Annotated in this window: 14 protein-coding genes; 7 read left to right on the top strand and 7 right to left on the bottom strand. The window is 72.5% G+C overall.

The annotated features are described in order from the left end of the window. Positions 1-10 precede the first annotated feature (10 nt). Positions 11-1,738 (top strand): AMP-binding protein, encoded by a 1,728-nt coding sequence (locus tag ACV7NM_RS04060; RefSeq protein WP_463408941.1) that lies wholly within the window; start codon positions 11-13, stop codon positions 1,736-1,738. Between the two features lie 3 nt (positions 1,739-1,741). On the opposite strand, the gene ACV7NM_RS04055 is transcribed toward ACV7NM_RS04060, so the two are convergent. Further along, complete coding sequence (locus ACV7NM_RS04055; protein ID WP_463408940.1) at positions 1,742-2,356, bottom strand: hypothetical protein; 615 nt, start codon at positions 2,354-2,356, stop codon at positions 1,742-1,744. A gap of 132 nt (positions 2,357-2,488) precedes the next feature. Here ACV7NM_RS04055 and ACV7NM_RS04050 point away from each other — a divergent pair, with 132 nt between their 5' ends. Both ACV7NM_RS04050 and ACV7NM_RS04045 read left to right on the top strand, forming a co-directional pair. Continuing rightward, a complete protein-coding gene (locus ACV7NM_RS04050; RefSeq protein WP_463408939.1) occupies positions 2,489-3,166 on the top strand; it encodes a response regulator transcription factor in 678 nt (225 codons plus the stop codon). A gap of 67 nt (positions 3,167-3,233) precedes the next feature. Then, entirely contained in the window at positions 3,234-4,586 is a 1,353-nt protein-coding gene (locus ACV7NM_RS04045; protein WP_463413820.1) for a sensor histidine kinase, read from the top strand. A 54-nt stretch (positions 4,587-4,640) separates the two neighbouring features. On the opposite strand, the gene ACV7NM_RS04040 is transcribed toward ACV7NM_RS04045, so the two are convergent. The 5 genes from ACV7NM_RS04040 to ACV7NM_RS04020 form a co-directional block, all read right to left on the bottom strand. Further along, the gene (locus tag ACV7NM_RS04040; RefSeq protein ID WP_463408938.1) at positions 4,641-5,024 is read right to left on the bottom strand and encodes a hypothetical protein; all 384 of its coding nucleotides are present in this window, start codon (positions 5,022-5,024) and stop codon (positions 4,641-4,643) included. Between the two features lie 316 nt (positions 5,025-5,340). Beyond that, a complete protein-coding gene (locus ACV7NM_RS04035) occupies positions 5,341-6,258 on the bottom strand; it encodes a MurR/RpiR family transcriptional regulator (RefSeq protein ID WP_463408937.1) in 918 nt (305 codons plus the stop codon). A 50-nt stretch (positions 6,259-6,308) separates the two neighbouring features. Further along, positions 6,309-8,237, bottom strand: a complete 1,929-nt coding sequence (locus ACV7NM_RS04030) for a helix-turn-helix domain-containing protein (protein ID WP_463408936.1) — start codon at positions 8,235-8,237, stop codon at positions 6,309-6,311. Positions 8,238-8,340: 103 nt separating this feature from the next. Beyond that, positions 8,341-9,705 (bottom strand): MFS transporter, encoded by a 1,365-nt coding sequence (locus tag ACV7NM_RS04025; RefSeq protein WP_463408935.1) that lies wholly within the window; start codon positions 9,703-9,705, stop codon positions 8,341-8,343. Positions 9,706-9,832: 127 nt separating this feature from the next. Next, positions 9,833-10,747, bottom strand: a complete 915-nt coding sequence (locus tag ACV7NM_RS04020; protein WP_463408934.1) for an aldose 1-epimerase family protein — start codon at positions 10,745-10,747, stop codon at positions 9,833-9,835. A gap of 288 nt (positions 10,748-11,035) precedes the next feature. On the opposite strand from ACV7NM_RS04020, the gene ACV7NM_RS04015 reads away from it, so the two are divergent. From ACV7NM_RS04015 to ACV7NM_RS04000, 4 genes are read left to right on the top strand one after another with little or no spacing between them, the layout of a single operon-like run. Then, positions 11,036-11,875, top strand: a complete 840-nt coding sequence (locus ACV7NM_RS04015; RefSeq protein WP_463408933.1) for an SDR family oxidoreductase — start codon at positions 11,036-11,038, stop codon at positions 11,873-11,875. Between the two features lie 44 nt (positions 11,876-11,919). Continuing rightward, a complete protein-coding gene (locus ACV7NM_RS04010; protein WP_463408932.1) occupies positions 11,920-13,392 on the top strand; it encodes a cytochrome ubiquinol oxidase subunit I in 1,473 nt (490 codons plus the stop codon). Next, complete coding sequence (locus ACV7NM_RS04005; RefSeq protein WP_463408931.1) at positions 13,389-14,447, top strand: cytochrome d ubiquinol oxidase subunit II; 1,059 nt, start codon at positions 13,389-13,391, stop codon at positions 14,445-14,447. The genes ACV7NM_RS04010 and ACV7NM_RS04005 overlap by 4 nt, the downstream gene beginning before the upstream one ends. 52 nt (positions 14,448-14,499) lie before the next feature. Next, positions 14,500-15,039, top strand: coding sequence for a gluconokinase (locus tag ACV7NM_RS04000; RefSeq protein ID WP_463408930.1), 540 nt, complete (start codon positions 14,500-14,502; stop codon positions 15,037-15,039). Between the two features lie 24 nt (positions 15,040-15,063). On the opposite strand, the gene ACV7NM_RS03995 is transcribed toward ACV7NM_RS04000, so the two are convergent. Further along, positions 15,064-16,830 (bottom strand): cation:proton antiporter, encoded by a 1,767-nt coding sequence (locus tag ACV7NM_RS03995; RefSeq protein ID WP_463408929.1) that lies wholly within the window; start codon positions 16,828-16,830, stop codon positions 15,064-15,066. Positions 16,831-16,886: the final 56 nt, after the last annotated feature.

Here is a 16,886-nt window from a genome sequence, read left to right as displayed (position 1 = left end):
CGGCGCCCTCATGATCACCCGCGAGCCCCTGGCCCCGACGGCCCCGCGCGGTGATCATAGGGGGGCGCCGGCCCACCGGGCCCCGTGCGCACCACCGATTCCGGGAGGTCGTGTGTCCGCAGAGTCCAGCTACGCGTACGGGGTCCACGAGGTGCCGCTGCTCGGCGACACGATCGGCGAGAACCTGGACCGCACCGTGCGCAGGTTCCCCGAGCGGGACGCCCTCGTCGACATGACCTCCGGGCGCCGCTGGACGTACGCGGAGCTGGCGGCGGACGTCGACGCGCTCGCGCTCGGCCTGCTGGACCTCGGCATCGCCAAGGGCGACCGGGTCGGAATCTGGGCGCCCAACCGCCCCGAGTGGACGCTGGTGCAGTACGCCACCGCCAAGATCGGTGCGATCCTCGTCACCGTGAACCCGGCGTACCGCTCGCACGAGTTGGAGCACGTGGTGCGGCAGTCGGGCATCCGGCTGCTGGCCGCGGCGGACCGGTTCAAGACCTCCGATTACGCGGCCATGATCGAGGAGGTGCGTCCGCGCTGCCCGGAGCTGGAGTTCGTGGTCCTGCTGGAGGGCGACCTGTGGACCTCCCTGCTGGAGCGCGGCCGGCTGGGAGATCCGACCGTACTGGCCCGGGCGCAGGCCGCGCTGAGCCCGGACGACCCCGTGAACATCCAGTACACCTCCGGGACCACCGGCTTCCCCAAGGGCGCGACCCTGTCCCACCACAACATCCTCAACAACGGTTTCTTCGTGGGGGAGTTGTGCCACTACACCGAACAGGACCGGGTCTGCGTCCCGGTCCCCTTCTACCACTGCTTCGGCATGGTGATGGGCGCGCTCGCGTGTACGAGCCACGGGGCGGCGCTCGTCATCCCCGCGCCGTCCTTCGAGCCGGCGGCCACCCTGGCCGCGGTGGAGGCCGAGTCGTGCACGTCGCTGTACGGCGTGCCGACGATGTTCATCGCCGAACTCGCCGACCCGGGCTTCGCCGCGTACGACCTCTCCAGCCTGCGCACCGGCATCATGGCGGGCTCGCCGTGCCCCGTCGAGGTGATGAAGGAGGTCATCGGCCGGATGGGCATGACGGAGGTCTCCATCTGTTACGGCATGACGGAGACCTCACCGGTGTCGACGCAGACCCGCGCGGACGATTCCGTCGAACGACGGGTGTCGACCGTGGGCCGGGTCGGCCCGCACCTGGAGGTCAAGGTCGTCGACCCGTCCTCCGGACGGACCGTGCCCCGCGGCGAGCCGGGCGAACTGTGCACCCGGGGCTACTCCGTCATGCTGGGCTACTGGGGCGAGCCCGAGCGGACCGCCGAAGCCGTCGACGCGGCCCGCTGGATGCACACCGGGGACCTGGCCGTCATGGACGACGACGGCTACCTGAGCATCACCGGCCGGATCAAGGACATGGTCATCCGCGGCGGCGAGAACATCTACCCGCGCGAGATCGAGGAGTTCCTCCACGGACACCCGGACGTCCTCGACGTCCAGGTCATCGGTGTTCCCGACGCCAAGTACGGGGAGGAGCTGATGGCCTGGGTCCGGATGCGCGAGGGCGCCGAGCCGCTGACCGCGGAAGCCGTCCGCGCCTACTGCGCCGGCCGCCTCGCCCACTTCAAGATCCCGCGCTACGTCCACGTCGTGGACGAGTTCCCGATGACCGTCACCGGGAAGATCCGCAAGGTCGAGATGCGCGAGACGGCCAACCGCCTGCTCGGAACCGGCTGAACCTCAGAGGCGCGGCGCCTTGGGGCCCTTGTCCAGGACCGAGTTGCCCGTCACCGTGCCGTCGCCGCCGGAGAGGGTGACCTCGTGCCGGACCCCGTCCGGACCGAGGACCACGGCATCCCACGCGCTCGCGCCACCTTGCTCCACCACCACGCTCAGCGACTCCACCTTGCCGCCGGACACGGCGCCCGCCGCCTTGTCCACGGCCTGCGCGGCCGGCAGCGCCGGCAGCGGCGCGGGAGCGGTCGCCTGGGTGCCGCCGCCGAAGGACTCCCGGCCCGGCCGGACCCGCCCGGGCGCGCCGCCGCCGTCCGGACGGTGACCGGCACGGGACTTCCCGTCCTTCCGGTCGCCCTTCGGCCCGTGATCCTGCTCGTGCTCCCCGGCGGAGTACGAGTGCCCCTCACGTGCCTCGTGGCGGTGCTCCGCCACGGCCACGGCCGCCGCGGCCCCGCCTCCTGCCAGCACCACCAGCCCGAGGGCCACCCAGCGCGTGCGTCCCTGTCGGGTCAGCCGGACGAACCGGCGAGGACGCCTCGCCGCGGCGTCCGCCGGGACCGCTTTCGTCTCACCGGCATCCGCCGGGTATTCGGGAGGCTGGGGAGTGGACTGGGTCATCTGGCTGCTCCTCGCGTACTCCGGGCGCTCCGCCCGGCAGGGCAGATCGTGCGCCGCGCATCCTGAAGCTGCGCTGAAGCGAGCTGAAGACCTCTTCAGCAACCCCGCGGGGCGACCTGCGAACCTTGACCCATGCGCGTACTGGTGGTGGAGGACGAGCGGCGGCTGGCCGCCGCCCTACAGCGGGGGCTCGGAGCCGAGGGCTTCTCGGTGGACGTCGCCCACGACGGAACGCACGGGTTGTGGCTGGCGGCGGAGCACGACTACGACGCCATCGTGCTCGACATCATGCTGCCCGGCCTCAACGGCTACCGGGTCTGCGCCCGGCTGCGCGCGGCGGGCTGCGAGTCGGGCATCTTGATGCTCACCGCGAAGGACGGCGAGTACGACGAGGCCGAAGCCCTGGACACCGGCGCGGACGACTTCCTGTCCAAGCCGTTTTCCTACGTCGTGCTCGTGGCCCGGCTCCGGGCGCTGATCCGGCGCACCGGCCGCCGCGGCCCGCAGATCATGACCTTGGGAGACCTGGTGGTCGACCCGGCCGCGCAACGGTGCACCCGGGGCGGGACCGAGGCCCGCCTCACCGCGAGGGAGTTCGCCGTGCTGGAGTACCTTGCCCGGCGGGCCGGGGAGGTGGTTCCCAAGCGGGAGATCCTGGAGAACGTGTGGGACGCCGCCTACGACGGTGACCTGAACGTCGTGGAGGTCCACGTCAGCGCCCTGCGCCGGAAGATCGACGCGCCCTTCGGGCGGACCGCGGTGGAGACGCTGCGCGGCGCCGGTTACCGGCTGGCGGCCGACGGTGGCTGAGGGGACGCCCCGCCCCGGCGCACGGCTGCGCGCGCGGGCCCGATCGGTACGCGCACTGGCCGGCGGGCTGCGGCCCCGTTCCGTCCGCGCCCGGGCGACGCTCGGCGCGTCCGCAGTGGTCGCCCTGGCCCTCGGGGCGGTCTCCTTCGCCCTGCTCGGGCTGCTCCACGGCAACCTGATGCGCAGCGCCCAGGCCGACGCCGAACGGCAGGCCGTGGCCACCGCCTCGATGGCGGCGGGAGGCCGGCTCGTTCCCGTACTGGCCGCCGGTCGCGGAACGGACTTCCTCCAGGTCGTGGACGCCGGAGGTCGGGTGCTGGCGGCGAGCCCCAACCTCGTGGGCCGCCCCGCCGTCTCCGGGCTGCGCCCCGGCAGCCCCGGGACCGTGCGGGGCACGTGGCCCGGCCGCCCGGTGCGGGACGAGCACCGCCAGCGCGTCGTACAGGTCACCACCGCCACCGCGTCCGGGCTGGTCACCGTCTACGCGGGCACCTCACTGCGGCAGGCCGACGCCGCCGGCGACATGATCACCGCAGCGCTGGCGGTCATGGCGCCGCTGCTCGTCCTGACCGTCGCCCTGGTCACCTGGCGCGTGACGGGCTGGGCGCTGCGGCCCGTCGAGGCGATCCGCGCGGAGGTCGCCGAGATCAGCGAGCGTGACCTGCACCGACGGGTGCCGGTACCGCGCAGCGAGGACGAGGTGGCTCGGCTCGCCGTGACGGTGAACGCCACCCTGGACCGGCTCGAAGCCGCCGGCATCAGGCAGCGGCAGTTCATCGCGGACGCCTCGCACGAGTTGCGCAGCCCCATCACCGTGCTCCGTACGCAGTTGGAGGTCGCGCAGGCACATCCCGACCCGGACTTGTGGGGCGAGCTGGTCAGCGGCGCGCTGGAGGACACGGTCCGGCTCCAGGACCTCGCGGCGGACCTGCTCCTGTTGGCCCGTCTGGACACCGCCGAACCGGCTCCGGCCGGCGCTGTCGACCTCACCGGCGTCGCCCGGGAGGCGGCGCGCCCGCGCGGTGGCGACCGGGTCCCGGTCGAGGCGGAACTCGCGCCCGACGTCACGGTGCGCGGCAGCACGCTGTGGCTGTCCCGGCTCGTCACGAACCTGCTGGACAACGCCCAACGGCACGCCGCCCGGCGGGTCTCGTTGGGCCTGCGGGTGGACGAGGACCGGGACGTCGTGGTGTTGGAGGTGTGCGACGACGGTCCGGGCATCCCGGTCGCGGACCGGGAACGGGTCTTCGAACGGTTCACCCGGCTCGATGACGCCCGCAGCCGGGACGAGGGAGGGTCGGGCCTGGGTCTGGCCATAGCGCGCGACATCGCCGGCAGCCTGGGCGGCTCCCTCGCGGTCCACACCGCCCCGGCGGGCGGCGCCCGGCTGGTGGCGACCCTGCCCCGGATGCCCGCCTGACGGCACCGGCGCGGCCGGCGGGGGGACGAGGCCCGGCGTCGGCGGGGGAGGGGCCTAGCGTCGGCGGGGCGCGCCGCCGACGAGCAGGGCGTCGGTGATCAGGCGTACGCCCCTGGCCAGCCGGGCGAGTTGGTCGAGTTCGACGGCGTACATCCGGATGGTGTTCTCGATGACGGACTCGGCCACGCCCAACGAGGGAAGTTCGGCCCGGCAGGTCTCCAGGGCCACCCGCACGGCGCGCATCTCGTGCTGGAGCTGGAGGCGCGCGTGCCGCGTCAGGAGCACGGGGTGACGGTTGAGCGTCGAGTAGCCCGCGTACCGGGCCGGCAGCAGGTCGCGCAGCCAGCGGATGGCGGTGCGCTCCCAGTCGTGGTTTCCGGGGGCCTTGACCTGACAGGGCCAGTCCGGGCTGAGGGTGACAGAGGCCGTCTGGGGCATTCTCGTCGCTTCCGAGTGGTGTCGAACTCTGATCGAGAGGAGGTGGGCGGCCTCGACCCAGGGGTTGATCGAGGCCGCCACGGCGGTCGACGGGATCCGAAAGCCCGGATCGGGTACCCGGAAGCGGGCGTGAGGAGGAGGCGCTCGCTGCTGGGTGCTCGCTCGGGAAGGCGTGGGGTCGCTCTCCCTGGCATCTGGTGGATTCCGGCCGCGCGTTCAGTAAACATATATACCGTCGAGTAAGCAAGCGTATGAAAAAATTCATACCTCTGTTGAATGAACGGTTTCATCCGGAAAGGGAGGCGCGGACTCCGCTCTAGAGGAAGAAACCGTGCAGGTCAGCCGCCTGCTCATAGCTTTCGAGGCGCGCCTGTGTCCGTTCCGGGTCCGCGTCCGCCATGGCCTGTAGGAGGGCCGCCGACAGTACCCCGGGCGCCGCGTACGAGTCGAAGACCAGCCGCGACCCGGTACCGGCGGTGAGCACCACGTCCGCCTCCTCGACCAGCGGGCCCAGCGTCGGATCGGTGATCAGCGCCACGCGCAGCCCGGCGCTGTGGGCCGCCCGGACGGCCGACAGGGTCTCCTTGGCGTGCCGGGGCATGGCGAAGGCCAACACCCAGGTGCCGCCCGCCGCCCGGGCCTGGAGCAACGCGTCGTAGGCGACGCTGCCACCGCCCGTCACCAGGCGTACGTCGGGGTGGATGCGCCGGGCCGCGTAGGCGAAGTACTCGGCGAGGGAGACGGAGATCCGCAGACCGAGCACGGTGAGGGGGACCGAGCGGGCCAGATCCCGGCCGATGTCGAGGATCTGATCGGTGTCGGCCAGCAACCGGCGCACGTTCTCCAGGTTCTGGATCTCTGCGTCCACCGCCGCCTGGAGCTCGTTGTGGCGGATCTGCTCCCGGCTCTCCGGATAGCCCGCGACCGCGTTCAGCGCGATCGGCTGCAACACCTCGCGCAGGGCGGGATAACCACTGAAGCCGAGCGCCGCGGCGAAACGGGTCACGGACGGCTGGCTCACCCCGACCCGTTCCGCGAGTTCGGTGATCGAGAGGAACGCGGCCTCGGTGAGGTGGTCGATCAGGTACTGGGCGATTCGCCGCTGACCCGGGGACAGGGGGTGCCCGTCGAACAGCGCCCGGACCCGGTCGGCGGGGGCGCGCTCGTGCTCCGCGGCCTGCCCGCTCGGCGTGATGGCGGCCGCCTGAGCGCGTTCCTGCTGCCCCGATGACACCGACGGGCCTCCTTCTCATCACTCGTGATCAAACATAGCTCACCTGTGAGTCACGAGGTCAGACGGTACAGACGCAGAGCGAGCTGGAGTTCCAACGCGGCGGCGGGGGTGTTCCAGTCGTCACCGAGGAGCCGACCGATCCGGTCCAGCCGCTGCACCACCGTATTGACGTGGACGTGCAAGGCCTCTTTCGCCTTGGACAGGCTCGCGCCGTGGGCGAAGTAGGCATCCAGCGTACGTACGAGTTCGGTCCCGCGCCGGGCGTCGTACGCGATGACGGGGCCCAGCACCCGCTCGACGTAGCCGCTCACATCGGCGCGCTCCCCGAGCAGCACTCCGAGGAATCCCAGATCGGCCGGGCCGGCGCCCCGGCCGGTCTGCCCGAGGCAGTGCAGGGCCTCCACGCACCGCAGGGCCTCCGCGTACACGGCCGGCAAGGCGCCCGGGCGGTCCGCGGGGCCGGCGGCGCCCACCGTCACCGGGGCTCCGAGCACCAGCCCCAGTTCGGCGGCCAGCGAACGGGCGAGCTCACCGGGGCGCTGCGCCGGGGTCACCATCACGACGAGCCCCTGGTGCACACCGGACAGACCGTGGGCGGCGCGAGCGCGGCGGGCCGCCTCCGAGGCGAGGCGGTCCCGTATCCCCGCGTCGCAGTGGAGCGCCAGCACCGCGTGCGGCCGGGACAGGTCCAGGCCCAGCCGGCGGGCCCGGATGTGCCGGCTCGCCCCGTCCTGCGAGCGCCCCGCGGCTTCCGGCGTGAGCAGATCGCTGAGCAGTTCGCCGCGTACCCGGTCCTCCGCCTCCGCTATGGAGCGCCGCAGCAGCAGGAGGAGGGCCGTGACCAGGCCGGCCCGTTCGAACAGGCGTCGTTCGGAGTCGGTGAGGCCGGCCCGCCCGGTCAGGGCGACGCTGCCGAGGAGTTCGGTGCCCGCCATGACCGCCCAGACCCATACGCCGTCCACGACCACGGCGCGCCCGCCGGCACGGGAGTCCGCCACCCCCCGGTCCGGCGCGGCCAGGGGGTCGGCGCGGACCCGGGCCAGTTCGGTGCCGTCGGCGTCGTGGACCACGATGCCGCCGCCGAGGAGGCCGGCGACGTCCCGCGCGAGGTCGCCCACGTCACCGCCGCGCAGCACGAGATCGGTGAGCCGGTCGTGCGTCTCGGTCGCCAGGCGCATCGCTTCACTGTGCGCGCGGACCGTCTCGTTGGCCTCGCCCAGCTCGCGGAGCGCGGCCCGGGTCTCCTCCAGCAGTCGGGCGCCGTCGATGGCCACCGCGGCGTGGTCGGCGAGCGAGGACAGCAGGGCGACCGCGTCGGGGGCGAACGCCCGGACCGCGCGGTCGGCCGCGTACAGCACACCGATCACCCGCGTCCCCACCCGCAGCGGGACGCCCAGGATGCCCCGCAGCCCCTCCTCGCCGACGCCGCGGTCGATGGTCGCGGTGTGTTTGAACCGGCCGTCCGACCCGTAGTCGCTGGTCGCGTAGGGCCGGGCCGTCTGTGCGACGAGACCGCCGAGCCCCTCGCCCATGCCCAGGCGCAACTGCTGGAACGCGGCCGAGACCGAGCCGTCCGTGACCCGCATGAAGGTGTCGCCCGCGGCCGGGTCGTTGAGGGTGAGGTAGGCGACGTCGGTACCCAGCAGGGTCCTCGCCCGGCGGACGATCGCGCGCAGTACGGCGTCCAGGTCGCGCAGGGCGGCCAGATCACCGGCCGTGTCGAACAAGGCGGTCAACTCCGCCTCCCTGCGCCGGTGCTGACCCAGGGTCCGGTTGACGGCCGACGCGACGCGCGTGGCGTCCTCGACGAAGGCGAGTTCCGTCTGGTCGGCGCCGTCGGTACGGGCCTGCCCGGCGGCAGCCGCGAACCGCTCGGCGGGGGCGCCCTCGGCCAGCAGGTCGAGCAGCGTGCGCAGCGCGGCCGCCGCCGGGTTGTCGACGCGGGGGTGAGGGCTGGGGGAATCGTTCACGCGGCCCATGCTGACAGCCCCTCCGACGGGGAGGCCGGTTTTCCGGTTCCGCGGACCCGGCTCGCGGACTGGGCTCGCGGGCCTCGCTTCCGCGGTCGCCGGCGCTTCGCGCTCAGGCCGCGTCGAAAGGCTGCCCCGCGGTGGCAATGGTCCGCCGACCGGGCACCGCCGGGGCGCTGCCGATCGCCGTCAGGTTCCGGCCGCGGGTCTCCCTCGCGAACGCCACCGTGAGCGTGGTGATCAGGGCCGCGCCGCAGAGGTAGACGGAGACCGGCACGGAGGAGCCGAAGTCCTTGAGGAGCTCGACGGCGATGATCGGGGCGAGCGCCCCCGCGACGATCGAGGCGAGCTGGGAGCCCATCGAGGCACCCGAGTAGCGGACCTCGGTGTCGAACATCTCCGAGATGAAGGCGGCCTGCGGACCGTACATCGCCCCGTGCAGCAGCAACCCGACGGTGACCGCCGCCGTGATCACCGCAAAGGACCGCGAGTCGACCAGGGCGAAGAAGGCGAACGCCCAGCCGGCCATGCCCACCGAGCCGATCATCGTCACCGGCCGGCGGCCGATCCGGTCCGACAGCGCGCCCCAGGCGGGGATGGTGACGAAGTGCAGGGCCGAACCGATCAGCACGGCGTCGAGCGCGTCGCTCTTGGGCAAGCCGAGGTGGGTGGTGACGTAGACGAGGAGGAAGGAGGTCAGCACGTAGTACGAGATGTTCTCGCCGAACCGGGTGCCGATGGCGGTCAGCACCTCGCGCCAACTCCCGCGCAGCACCTCGACGGCCGGGGCCTTCGCCCTGCCCGCGCTCTCGTCCCGCCGGGCCCGGGCCTGCGCGGCGAGGAAGACGGGGGACTCCGCGACGGAGATCCGGATCCACAGACCGGCCGCGACCAGCACACCCGACAGGAGGAACGGGACGCGCCAGCCCCAGGAGAGGAAGGCCTCCTCCGACTGCACGGACGCCAGCAGCGCCAGCACCCCGGTGGCGAGCAGGTTCCCGCCGGGGGCGCCCGACTGCGGCCACGAGGCCCAGAACCCCCGGTGCTCCTCGCCGCCGTGCTCGGAGACCATCAGTACGGCGCCTCCCCACTCACCACCCAGCGCGAACCCCTGCACCAGCCGGAGCACCGTCAGCAGCACCGGCGCCCCGACGCCGATCCCCGCGTAGGTCGGCAGCAACCCCATCGCGAAGGTGGCGCCCCCCATCATCAACAGGCTGAGCACGAGCAGCTTCTTGCGGCCGACCTTGTCCCCGAAGTGCCCGAAGACGACCCCGCCGAGCGGGCGGGCCAGGAAGCCGATGGCGTAGGTGACGAAGGCGATCAGTGTCCCCGTCAGCGGGTCGGCGGTCGGGAAGAACAACTTGTTGAACACCAGGGCGGCGGCGCTGCCGTACAAGAAGAAGTCGTACCACTCGATGGTGGTCCCGATGAGGCTTGCGGCGACGATCTTTCTCATGCCTGCGCTGGAGGCCATGTGCACCACTTCCGGGGGCGTTGACGGGGACGTTCCGTGTCGCCACACCATAGGAACGCCCAGGTCAGCCGCACATGTAGCCCGCCACCACACTTCCCGCCCACCGCATGTGGGCGCCCCCCACCCCCTACCCCCGCCAGGATGCGAGCCCCCACCGCAGGGTGTGCCGGGCCCCCGGCTCGAGACGCACCTGGGCCGGGTCGCGGCGGAAGGCGTCGGGTCCGCAACTCATCGGCTCGACGGCGACGCTCCGGCGCCGGTAGCGCTCGGCCAGCGTGTCCCCGGTGTACACCTGCACGAAGTCGGCACCCTGGCCGAGCCACAGATCGGTACCGTACGCACCGGACGGCTCGGACAGACGTACGACGGCGCGCCCGTCAGCGGACCGTCGCAGGTCGGTGAAGGCCGTGTCCAGCCGCTGCGGGCCGATGGGCCGAGGCGCGCCGAAGTCGTTGGAGGTCTGCGAGACCGCCTCGGTCGCGACGGGCAGGCCGCGGTCGTCGGTGCGGAGCCAGGTCCGGGCAGGGACGGTCAGCAGGGTGTCGTCGACCGTGCCGGGTCCCACGGCGAGATACGGGTGCTGGCCCACTCCGTACGGCGCGGGGGCGTCGCCGACGTTCCGTGCGGTCAGCGTGACCGTCAGGCCTTGGCGGTCGAGGGCGTACTCGGCCCGGGCCACCAGATGGAACGGGTACCCCGGTTGCGGCCACAGCGTGGTCCTCAGCACCACGCGGCCATCCGTCTGTTCCACCGGCTGCCACGACGTCCAGCGCAGCAGGCCGTGGATGGCGTTGGCGTGCTCGACCTCGTTCACGGGCAATTGGAGTTCCCGCCCGCGCCAACGGTATCGGCCGTCTCCGATCCGGTTGGGCCATGGCACGAGGAGTTGTCCGCGTCCGCCCTCGATCGGGTCGTCGGCGTCGAAGCCGTCGATGATCGGGCGCTCGGCGACCGCGTAATGGCGCAGGGCGCCGCCCAACTCCACGACCACGACGGTCTGTGGACCACAGGTCAGCCGGAACTGGGCACCCGTCCGATGCATCTTCGCCGTCCTCGCCGGTGGCGGTCAGGATGCGGGGGAACAGCACGTGGAGCCCGCACACCGGGTGGTTCCATTGCAGCACCGGCCCGATCGCGGCGCACCTCGGCCGGGGCGGCCCCGCCCTGGGCGCGTTCGCCGGCGGGGCTCCCGAGCCGCTGTTGAGCCGTTCGGCCGGGGGGAGCACTCCATAGGGGCAGCCGCCGTCGTGCCACCGGGCCGGGGCGGGGCCGCGATGCTCTGGTGGTGGCGCGGATTGCATGTCCCCGTCGGCACTCAGGGAGAGATTCAGTGGAAGCCAGCGGCAGTGACGGTCCAACGCTCCTCGTTCCCCGGATCCTCAAGGGGCAGAAGGCGCTGGTGACGGGAGCGAACTCCGGCATCGGCAAGGCCACCGCCATCGGCCTCGGGCGGGCGGGCGCCGACGTGGTCGTGAACTACGTCGCCGGGAAGGACGCCGCCGAGGAGGTGGTGCGGGAGATCGAGGGCTTCGGGGTCCGCGCGTACGCGCACGAGGCCGACGTGTCGCAGGAGGACCAGGTCGTCGACATGGTCGCCCGGATGGTGGAGGAGTTCGGGACCATCGACGTCATGGTGGCCAACGCCGGCCTCCAGAGGGACGCCGCGTTCACCGACATGACCGTGGACCAGTGGCGCCAGGTGCTGGAGGTCAACCTCACCGGTCAGTTCCTGTGCGCCCGCGAGGCCACCAAGGAGTTCCTGCGCCGCGGCGTCGTCCCGGAAGTGTCCCGCTCCGCCGGGAAGATCATTTGCATGAGCTCGGTGCACCAGGTCATCCCCTGGGCCGGGCACGTGAACTACGCCTCGTCCAAGGGCGGCGTACAGATGCTGATGGAGACGCTCGCGCAGGAGTTGGCCCCGCAACGGATCCGGGTGAACGCCGTCGCTCCGGGCGCGATCCGCACCCCCATCAACCGCAGCGCCTGGGACACCCCCGAAGCGGAGGCCGACCTGCTGCGGCTCATCCCGTACCGCCGGGTGGGCGACCCCGAGGACATCGCGAACGCGGTGATCCTCCTCGCCTCCGACCTGCTCGACTACGTCGTGGGGACGACGATCTTCGTGGACGGGGGAATGACGCTGTTCCCCGGCTTCGCCACCGGCGGCTGAGCCCGCAGTCCGCCCGCCGTCCGACACGAACCGCCAAGGCCCACATGAACAGCGCGATCGCGATCATGGCGGACACCCCGCCGCAGCTGCTCCCCGCCCGTGAGCTCATGGCCTTCACCCTGGCCTCCCACATCCTGCTCGTGCCCTTCGGCGTGGCCCTGCCCGCCATCACCCTCCTGATGCACTACCGCGGGCTGCGCAAGGGCGACGCGGTCGCCCTGCTGCTCGCCCGCCGCTGGTCGGCGGTCATGGCCGTGCAGTTCGCCATCGGCATCGTCACCGGTACCGTGCTCTCCTTCGAGTTCGGCCTGCTGTGGCCGGGACTGATGGGCCGCTGGGGGGATGTCTTCGGCCTCGGATTCGGGGTCGAGGCGTGGGCCTTCTTCCTGGAAGCCGTCCTCATCGCGATCTACCTCTACGGCTGGCGCAGGCTCAAGCCGTGGACGCACTTCTGGTTGGGTCTGCCCCTGCCGCTGACCGCGCTGATGGGGGCGTTCGGCATCATCGCAGCGAACTCCTGGATGAACACGCCGCGGGGCTTCACGCTGGACGCGGGCGGCAACCCCGTGGACGTCGACGTGCGCAGGGCGATCTTCACGCCGATGTTCGGTCCCGAATACTGGCACTTCGTGGCGGGGGTCGTCCTCACGGCCGGGTACGTCGTCGCGGGGGTGTACGCGGTCGGCTGGCTGCGCGGTCGGCGTGACCGCTACCACCGGCTCGGCTTCACCGTGCCGTTCACCGTCGCCGCGATCCTCACCCCCGTACAGTTCGTGCTCGGCGACTCCATCGCCCGCTCCGTCTTCCACAAGCAGCCGGTGAAGTTCGCGGCCACCGAGATCGTCTGGAAGACCGGTACCCACGTACCCGAGTACATGTTCGGACGCCTTCATTCGGACGGGTCGATCTCCGGCGGGATCAAGATCCCCCAACTGGACTCGATCCTCGCCGGTTTCAGCCCGGACACCCGGGTGACGGGACTGACGGCGGTGCCCGCGAGCGACCGCCCGACGGCGACCCAGGCCACGATCGCCCACTGGGCGTTCGACATCATGGTGACGATCGGGAGCCTGCTCGTCCTGCTCGCGCTCTGGTACGGCTGGTGCTGGTTGCGCCGCCGTGAACTGCCGCGCTCACCCTGGTTCTTCCGGTGCGCCGCGGTGGCCGGAGCGGCCTGCCTGGTGACGGTGGAATGCGGCTGGATCACCACCGAAGTGGGCCGCCAGCCCTGGATCGTCTACCAGAACATGCGGGTGTCCGAAGCCGTCACGGACACCCGGGCCGCGTCGTTGTGGGCGATGCTCGCGATCGTCGTCGTGGTCTACACACTGATCCTCGGCACCTTCCTGGCCGTCCTGCTCACGATGCGCACCCGGTGGCGGGCCGCCGACGAACAACTGGTCGGCTCCCACCCCGAGGGCTCCCCGGAGGGCGACACGCCCTACGGTCCGCGCCGGTCGGCCGCCGCGGCCGCACCGGACCACGGCACCGCGCACGATGACGGAGGAGGGCCATGATCGAGGACGTCGTCGCGTGGGTGCTGCTGGCGGCGGTGGCCGCCTACGCCTGCGCCGGCGGGACCGACTACGGCGCCGGCTTCTGGGACCTGTTCGCGGGCGGCCCCGAACGGGGCAGGCGTCCCCGGTGGCTGATCGACCACGCCATGGAGCCGGTCTGGGAGACGAACAACGTCTGGCTCATCTTCGTCCTGGTGATCATGTGGACGGGGTTCCCGGTCCTGTTCCAGACCGTCTTCACGGCGATGTGGCTGCCTCTGGCGCTCGCGGCCGTCGGGCTCGTCCTGCGCGGTGCGGGCTTCGCCCTGCGCAAACCCATGACACGCCTCTCGCGGCGCAGGATCTACGGCGCCGCCTTCGCCGTCTCCTCACTGCTCACACCCTTCTTCCTCGGAGCGGTGGTCGGCGGCCTGGCCACGGGCCGGGTCGCTCCGGGAACGAAGGCCTCCGCCGACGCGTGGTCCAACGGGACCTCCGTGCTCGCGGGGCTGCTCGCCGTCGCGGCGACGGCCTTCCTGGGCGCGGTGTTCCTGACCGCCGACGCCCGCCGCTTCGACGCCCCGGACCTCGTCCGCTACTTCCGGCTGCGGGCCTGGTGCAGCCTCGCGGTGATCGCCGTCCTCGCTGTCGTCGGCCTCGCCGTCACCCATCACGACGCGCGCTACGTCTACGACGGCCTCACCGGCGGCATCGGCCTGGCCCTGGTGTTGGCGGCCGCGGTCAGCGCGGTGGCCACCGCCGCACTGCTGTACCGCACCGCGACAGGCTGGGCGAGGCTGACGGCGGTCGGCAGCGTCGCCCTCGTCGTGGTCGCCTGGGGGCTGGCCCAACGGCCGTACCTCATCCCCACCTCGCTGACCGTGGACCAGGCGGCCGGAGCGTCGACGACACTGCGCTGGCTGCTCCTCGTCACGGTCATCGCGGTGGTGCTCGTCGGACCGCCCCTGGTCCTGCTCTACCGGCTGGACACCGGGGGCGCCCTGCAACCCCTCGCCGAGAACGACCTGCGGCGCACGGCCGCCGACCGGGGTGGGTCCGGCACCCCACCGTCGTGACCGGGCCTCGGCGGCCGACCGTCGGGGCCGATGCGGACAGAGCGGGTGACGCGTGACGGGGCCCGGGCGCGAACCGGTGATCGTGGTGGTGCTGGGCGTCTCCGGCGCCGGGAAGAGCACCGTCGGCAAAGCCCTGGCAGAGGCACTCGCAGTGCCGTTCCTGGAGGGTGACGAGGTACATCCCGGCGCGAACATCGCCAAGATGGCCGCCGGCCGCTCCCTGGACGACGCGGACCGCGCCCCCTGGCTCGGCGTGCTCGGGGAGCGGATCCGGAAGTCCTCCCGGGCGGGCCGGGGGCTGGTCGTCTCCTGCTCGGCGCTCAAGCGCGCGTATCGCGACGAACTCCGCGGGGCCGCCCCGAACGTCTGGTTCCTCTACCTGGCGCTGGACCGCGACACCGCCCGGGCGCGGGTCTCCCGGCGTCCCGGCCATTTCATGCCCGCCCTGCTGGTCGACTCCCAGTTCGAGGCGCTCGACCCGCTGGAACCGGACGAGCCCGGCGCGACCGTCGACGCCACGGCCGCTCTGGAGGACACCGTGGCCCGGGCACGCGGCGCCGTCGCCCGCCTCGGCGGGGGGCCGGAGCGGTGAGGAACCGGTTCTTCCCGGCCGGGGTCAGTCGCCCAGGAGTACGGCGATGTCCCCGGACCGCGGCGTCGGGGCGCCGGACCGGGTCACGGGCAGCAGTGTGCCGTCCGGGCGCACCAGGAACAGCAGGTGGTGCCCGGCGGGGACCGGCCCGTCGAGGCGACGCGTGACGAGGCGGGCGCCCCGGTCGTGGCGGCGGGCCAGCTCGGCTCCGGTCAGCGGGGCGTCGAAGAGCACCTGGCCACCGGTGTACGGGGCGACGACCCCCTGGCTGTCGGTGTCAGGTCCGAGGCGGTACACCGCGCCCTCGACACCGCCCTGGAGGCTGACGGAAGCCAGGGCGTTGAAGTCGGGCTCGTCGGTGAGGAGCAGGACGCCGGTGAGGCCCTCCAATTCGGCGCCCGAGCCGGTGGCCGCGGCGAACAGTTCCCCGGGGGCGAGTTCGAGCCCGGCGGCCGCGATCCGCTCCCGCTGCGCGTCGTGCCCCGCCCACATGACGACCTCCAGCCCGGCCGACCGCAGGGCCCGTCCCAGGTCGACCACCCACGGATCATCGCCCACCAGCAGCGGCCTGGAGCGCGACGGGCGCACGACCGCCAATCGTTTCGCCACCGGCGCGGCGGTCAACCCGTACAGCGTGACGGTCGCCACGATGACCAGGAACGTGGCGGGAAGGATCTTCGAGGCGCCGCCCACGCCCTTGTCGGCCAGTGTGGCGGAGAACGTCGAGGCGGTGGCCGCGGCCACGATGCCGCGCGGCGCCATCCACCCGAGGAACCCCCGCTCCCCGCGTGTCAGATCCGTACCGACGGACGCGACGGCCGCCACGAGCGGCCGGACGACCAGGACCAGGACCGCGACGAGGCCGAGGGTCGGCAGCACCACGTGCCGCAGCGACTGCGGGCTGACGGTGGCCGAGATGGAGATGAACAGCAGACCGATGATCAGATGGACCAGGGTCTCGAAGAAGGAATCCCGGGCGGCGACAGCGGAGCCGGGCAGGTTCGCCACCGCCAGCCCCATCAGGACGGCGGCGATCAGGCCCGTGTCCTCCCGGATCACCCCGCAGACCGCCGTCACACCGATCACCGCGGCCAACTGGACGGTGGTACCCAGGACCGCTCCGGGGCGGAGTCTGCGCAGGATCGTCACCAGCACCGCGGTCCCCACGACGCCGCCGGCCAGGCCCACCGCGGCACTGACGGCGAACTCCGCCAGCTGACTCCCCAGGCCCTTGCGGTTTCCCGCCACCACACCGTGGAAGACCAGGGCGCCCAGGACGGCCCCCACGGGGTCGATGAGCGTCCCCTCCCAGATGAGGACGTGCTGGAGGCGGTCCGTGGGGCGCACGAAGTGCAGCAACGGTCCGACGACCGTGGGTCCGGACACGATCAGGATGGCCCCGAGCATCACGGACGCACCGACGGACGTCCCCAGCAGGGCCCGGGCGAGCAGGGCCGCCGATACCGCGGTGAGCAGCCCGCCGCACCAGATCAGCCGCACCACCACCGTGCGGGTGTGCGCCCTGAACCGCTTCAGGTCCAGGCCGAGCCCGGCGTCGTAGAGGATCACCGCGACGGCCAGCGAGACCAACTGGGAGAAGCCGGCTCCCAGCAGTTCCTCGGGGTTCACGTCATCGGTCAGCGCGCCGGCGGTGAACCCGACGGGCAGCAGGATGATCAGCGCGGGGACGCGCAGCCGGCTCGCCAGCAGCTGGGAGCCCACGGCCAGCACGACGATCAGGCCGAGACCCAGGAGCACCTGGTCATCCGAAAGGGCGGAGGCGGGGCTCACGACCCGGTCCGTCGGCAGGCGCGTGCCCCGGTTCCGTCCGGCATCAGCACGGCGGT

This window comes from Streptomyces sp. Tek67B01 (genome assembly GCF_055231995.1).
The sequence above is the reverse complement of the archived record's forward strand: the minus strand, read 5'-3'. Positions and strand labels throughout refer to the sequence as shown.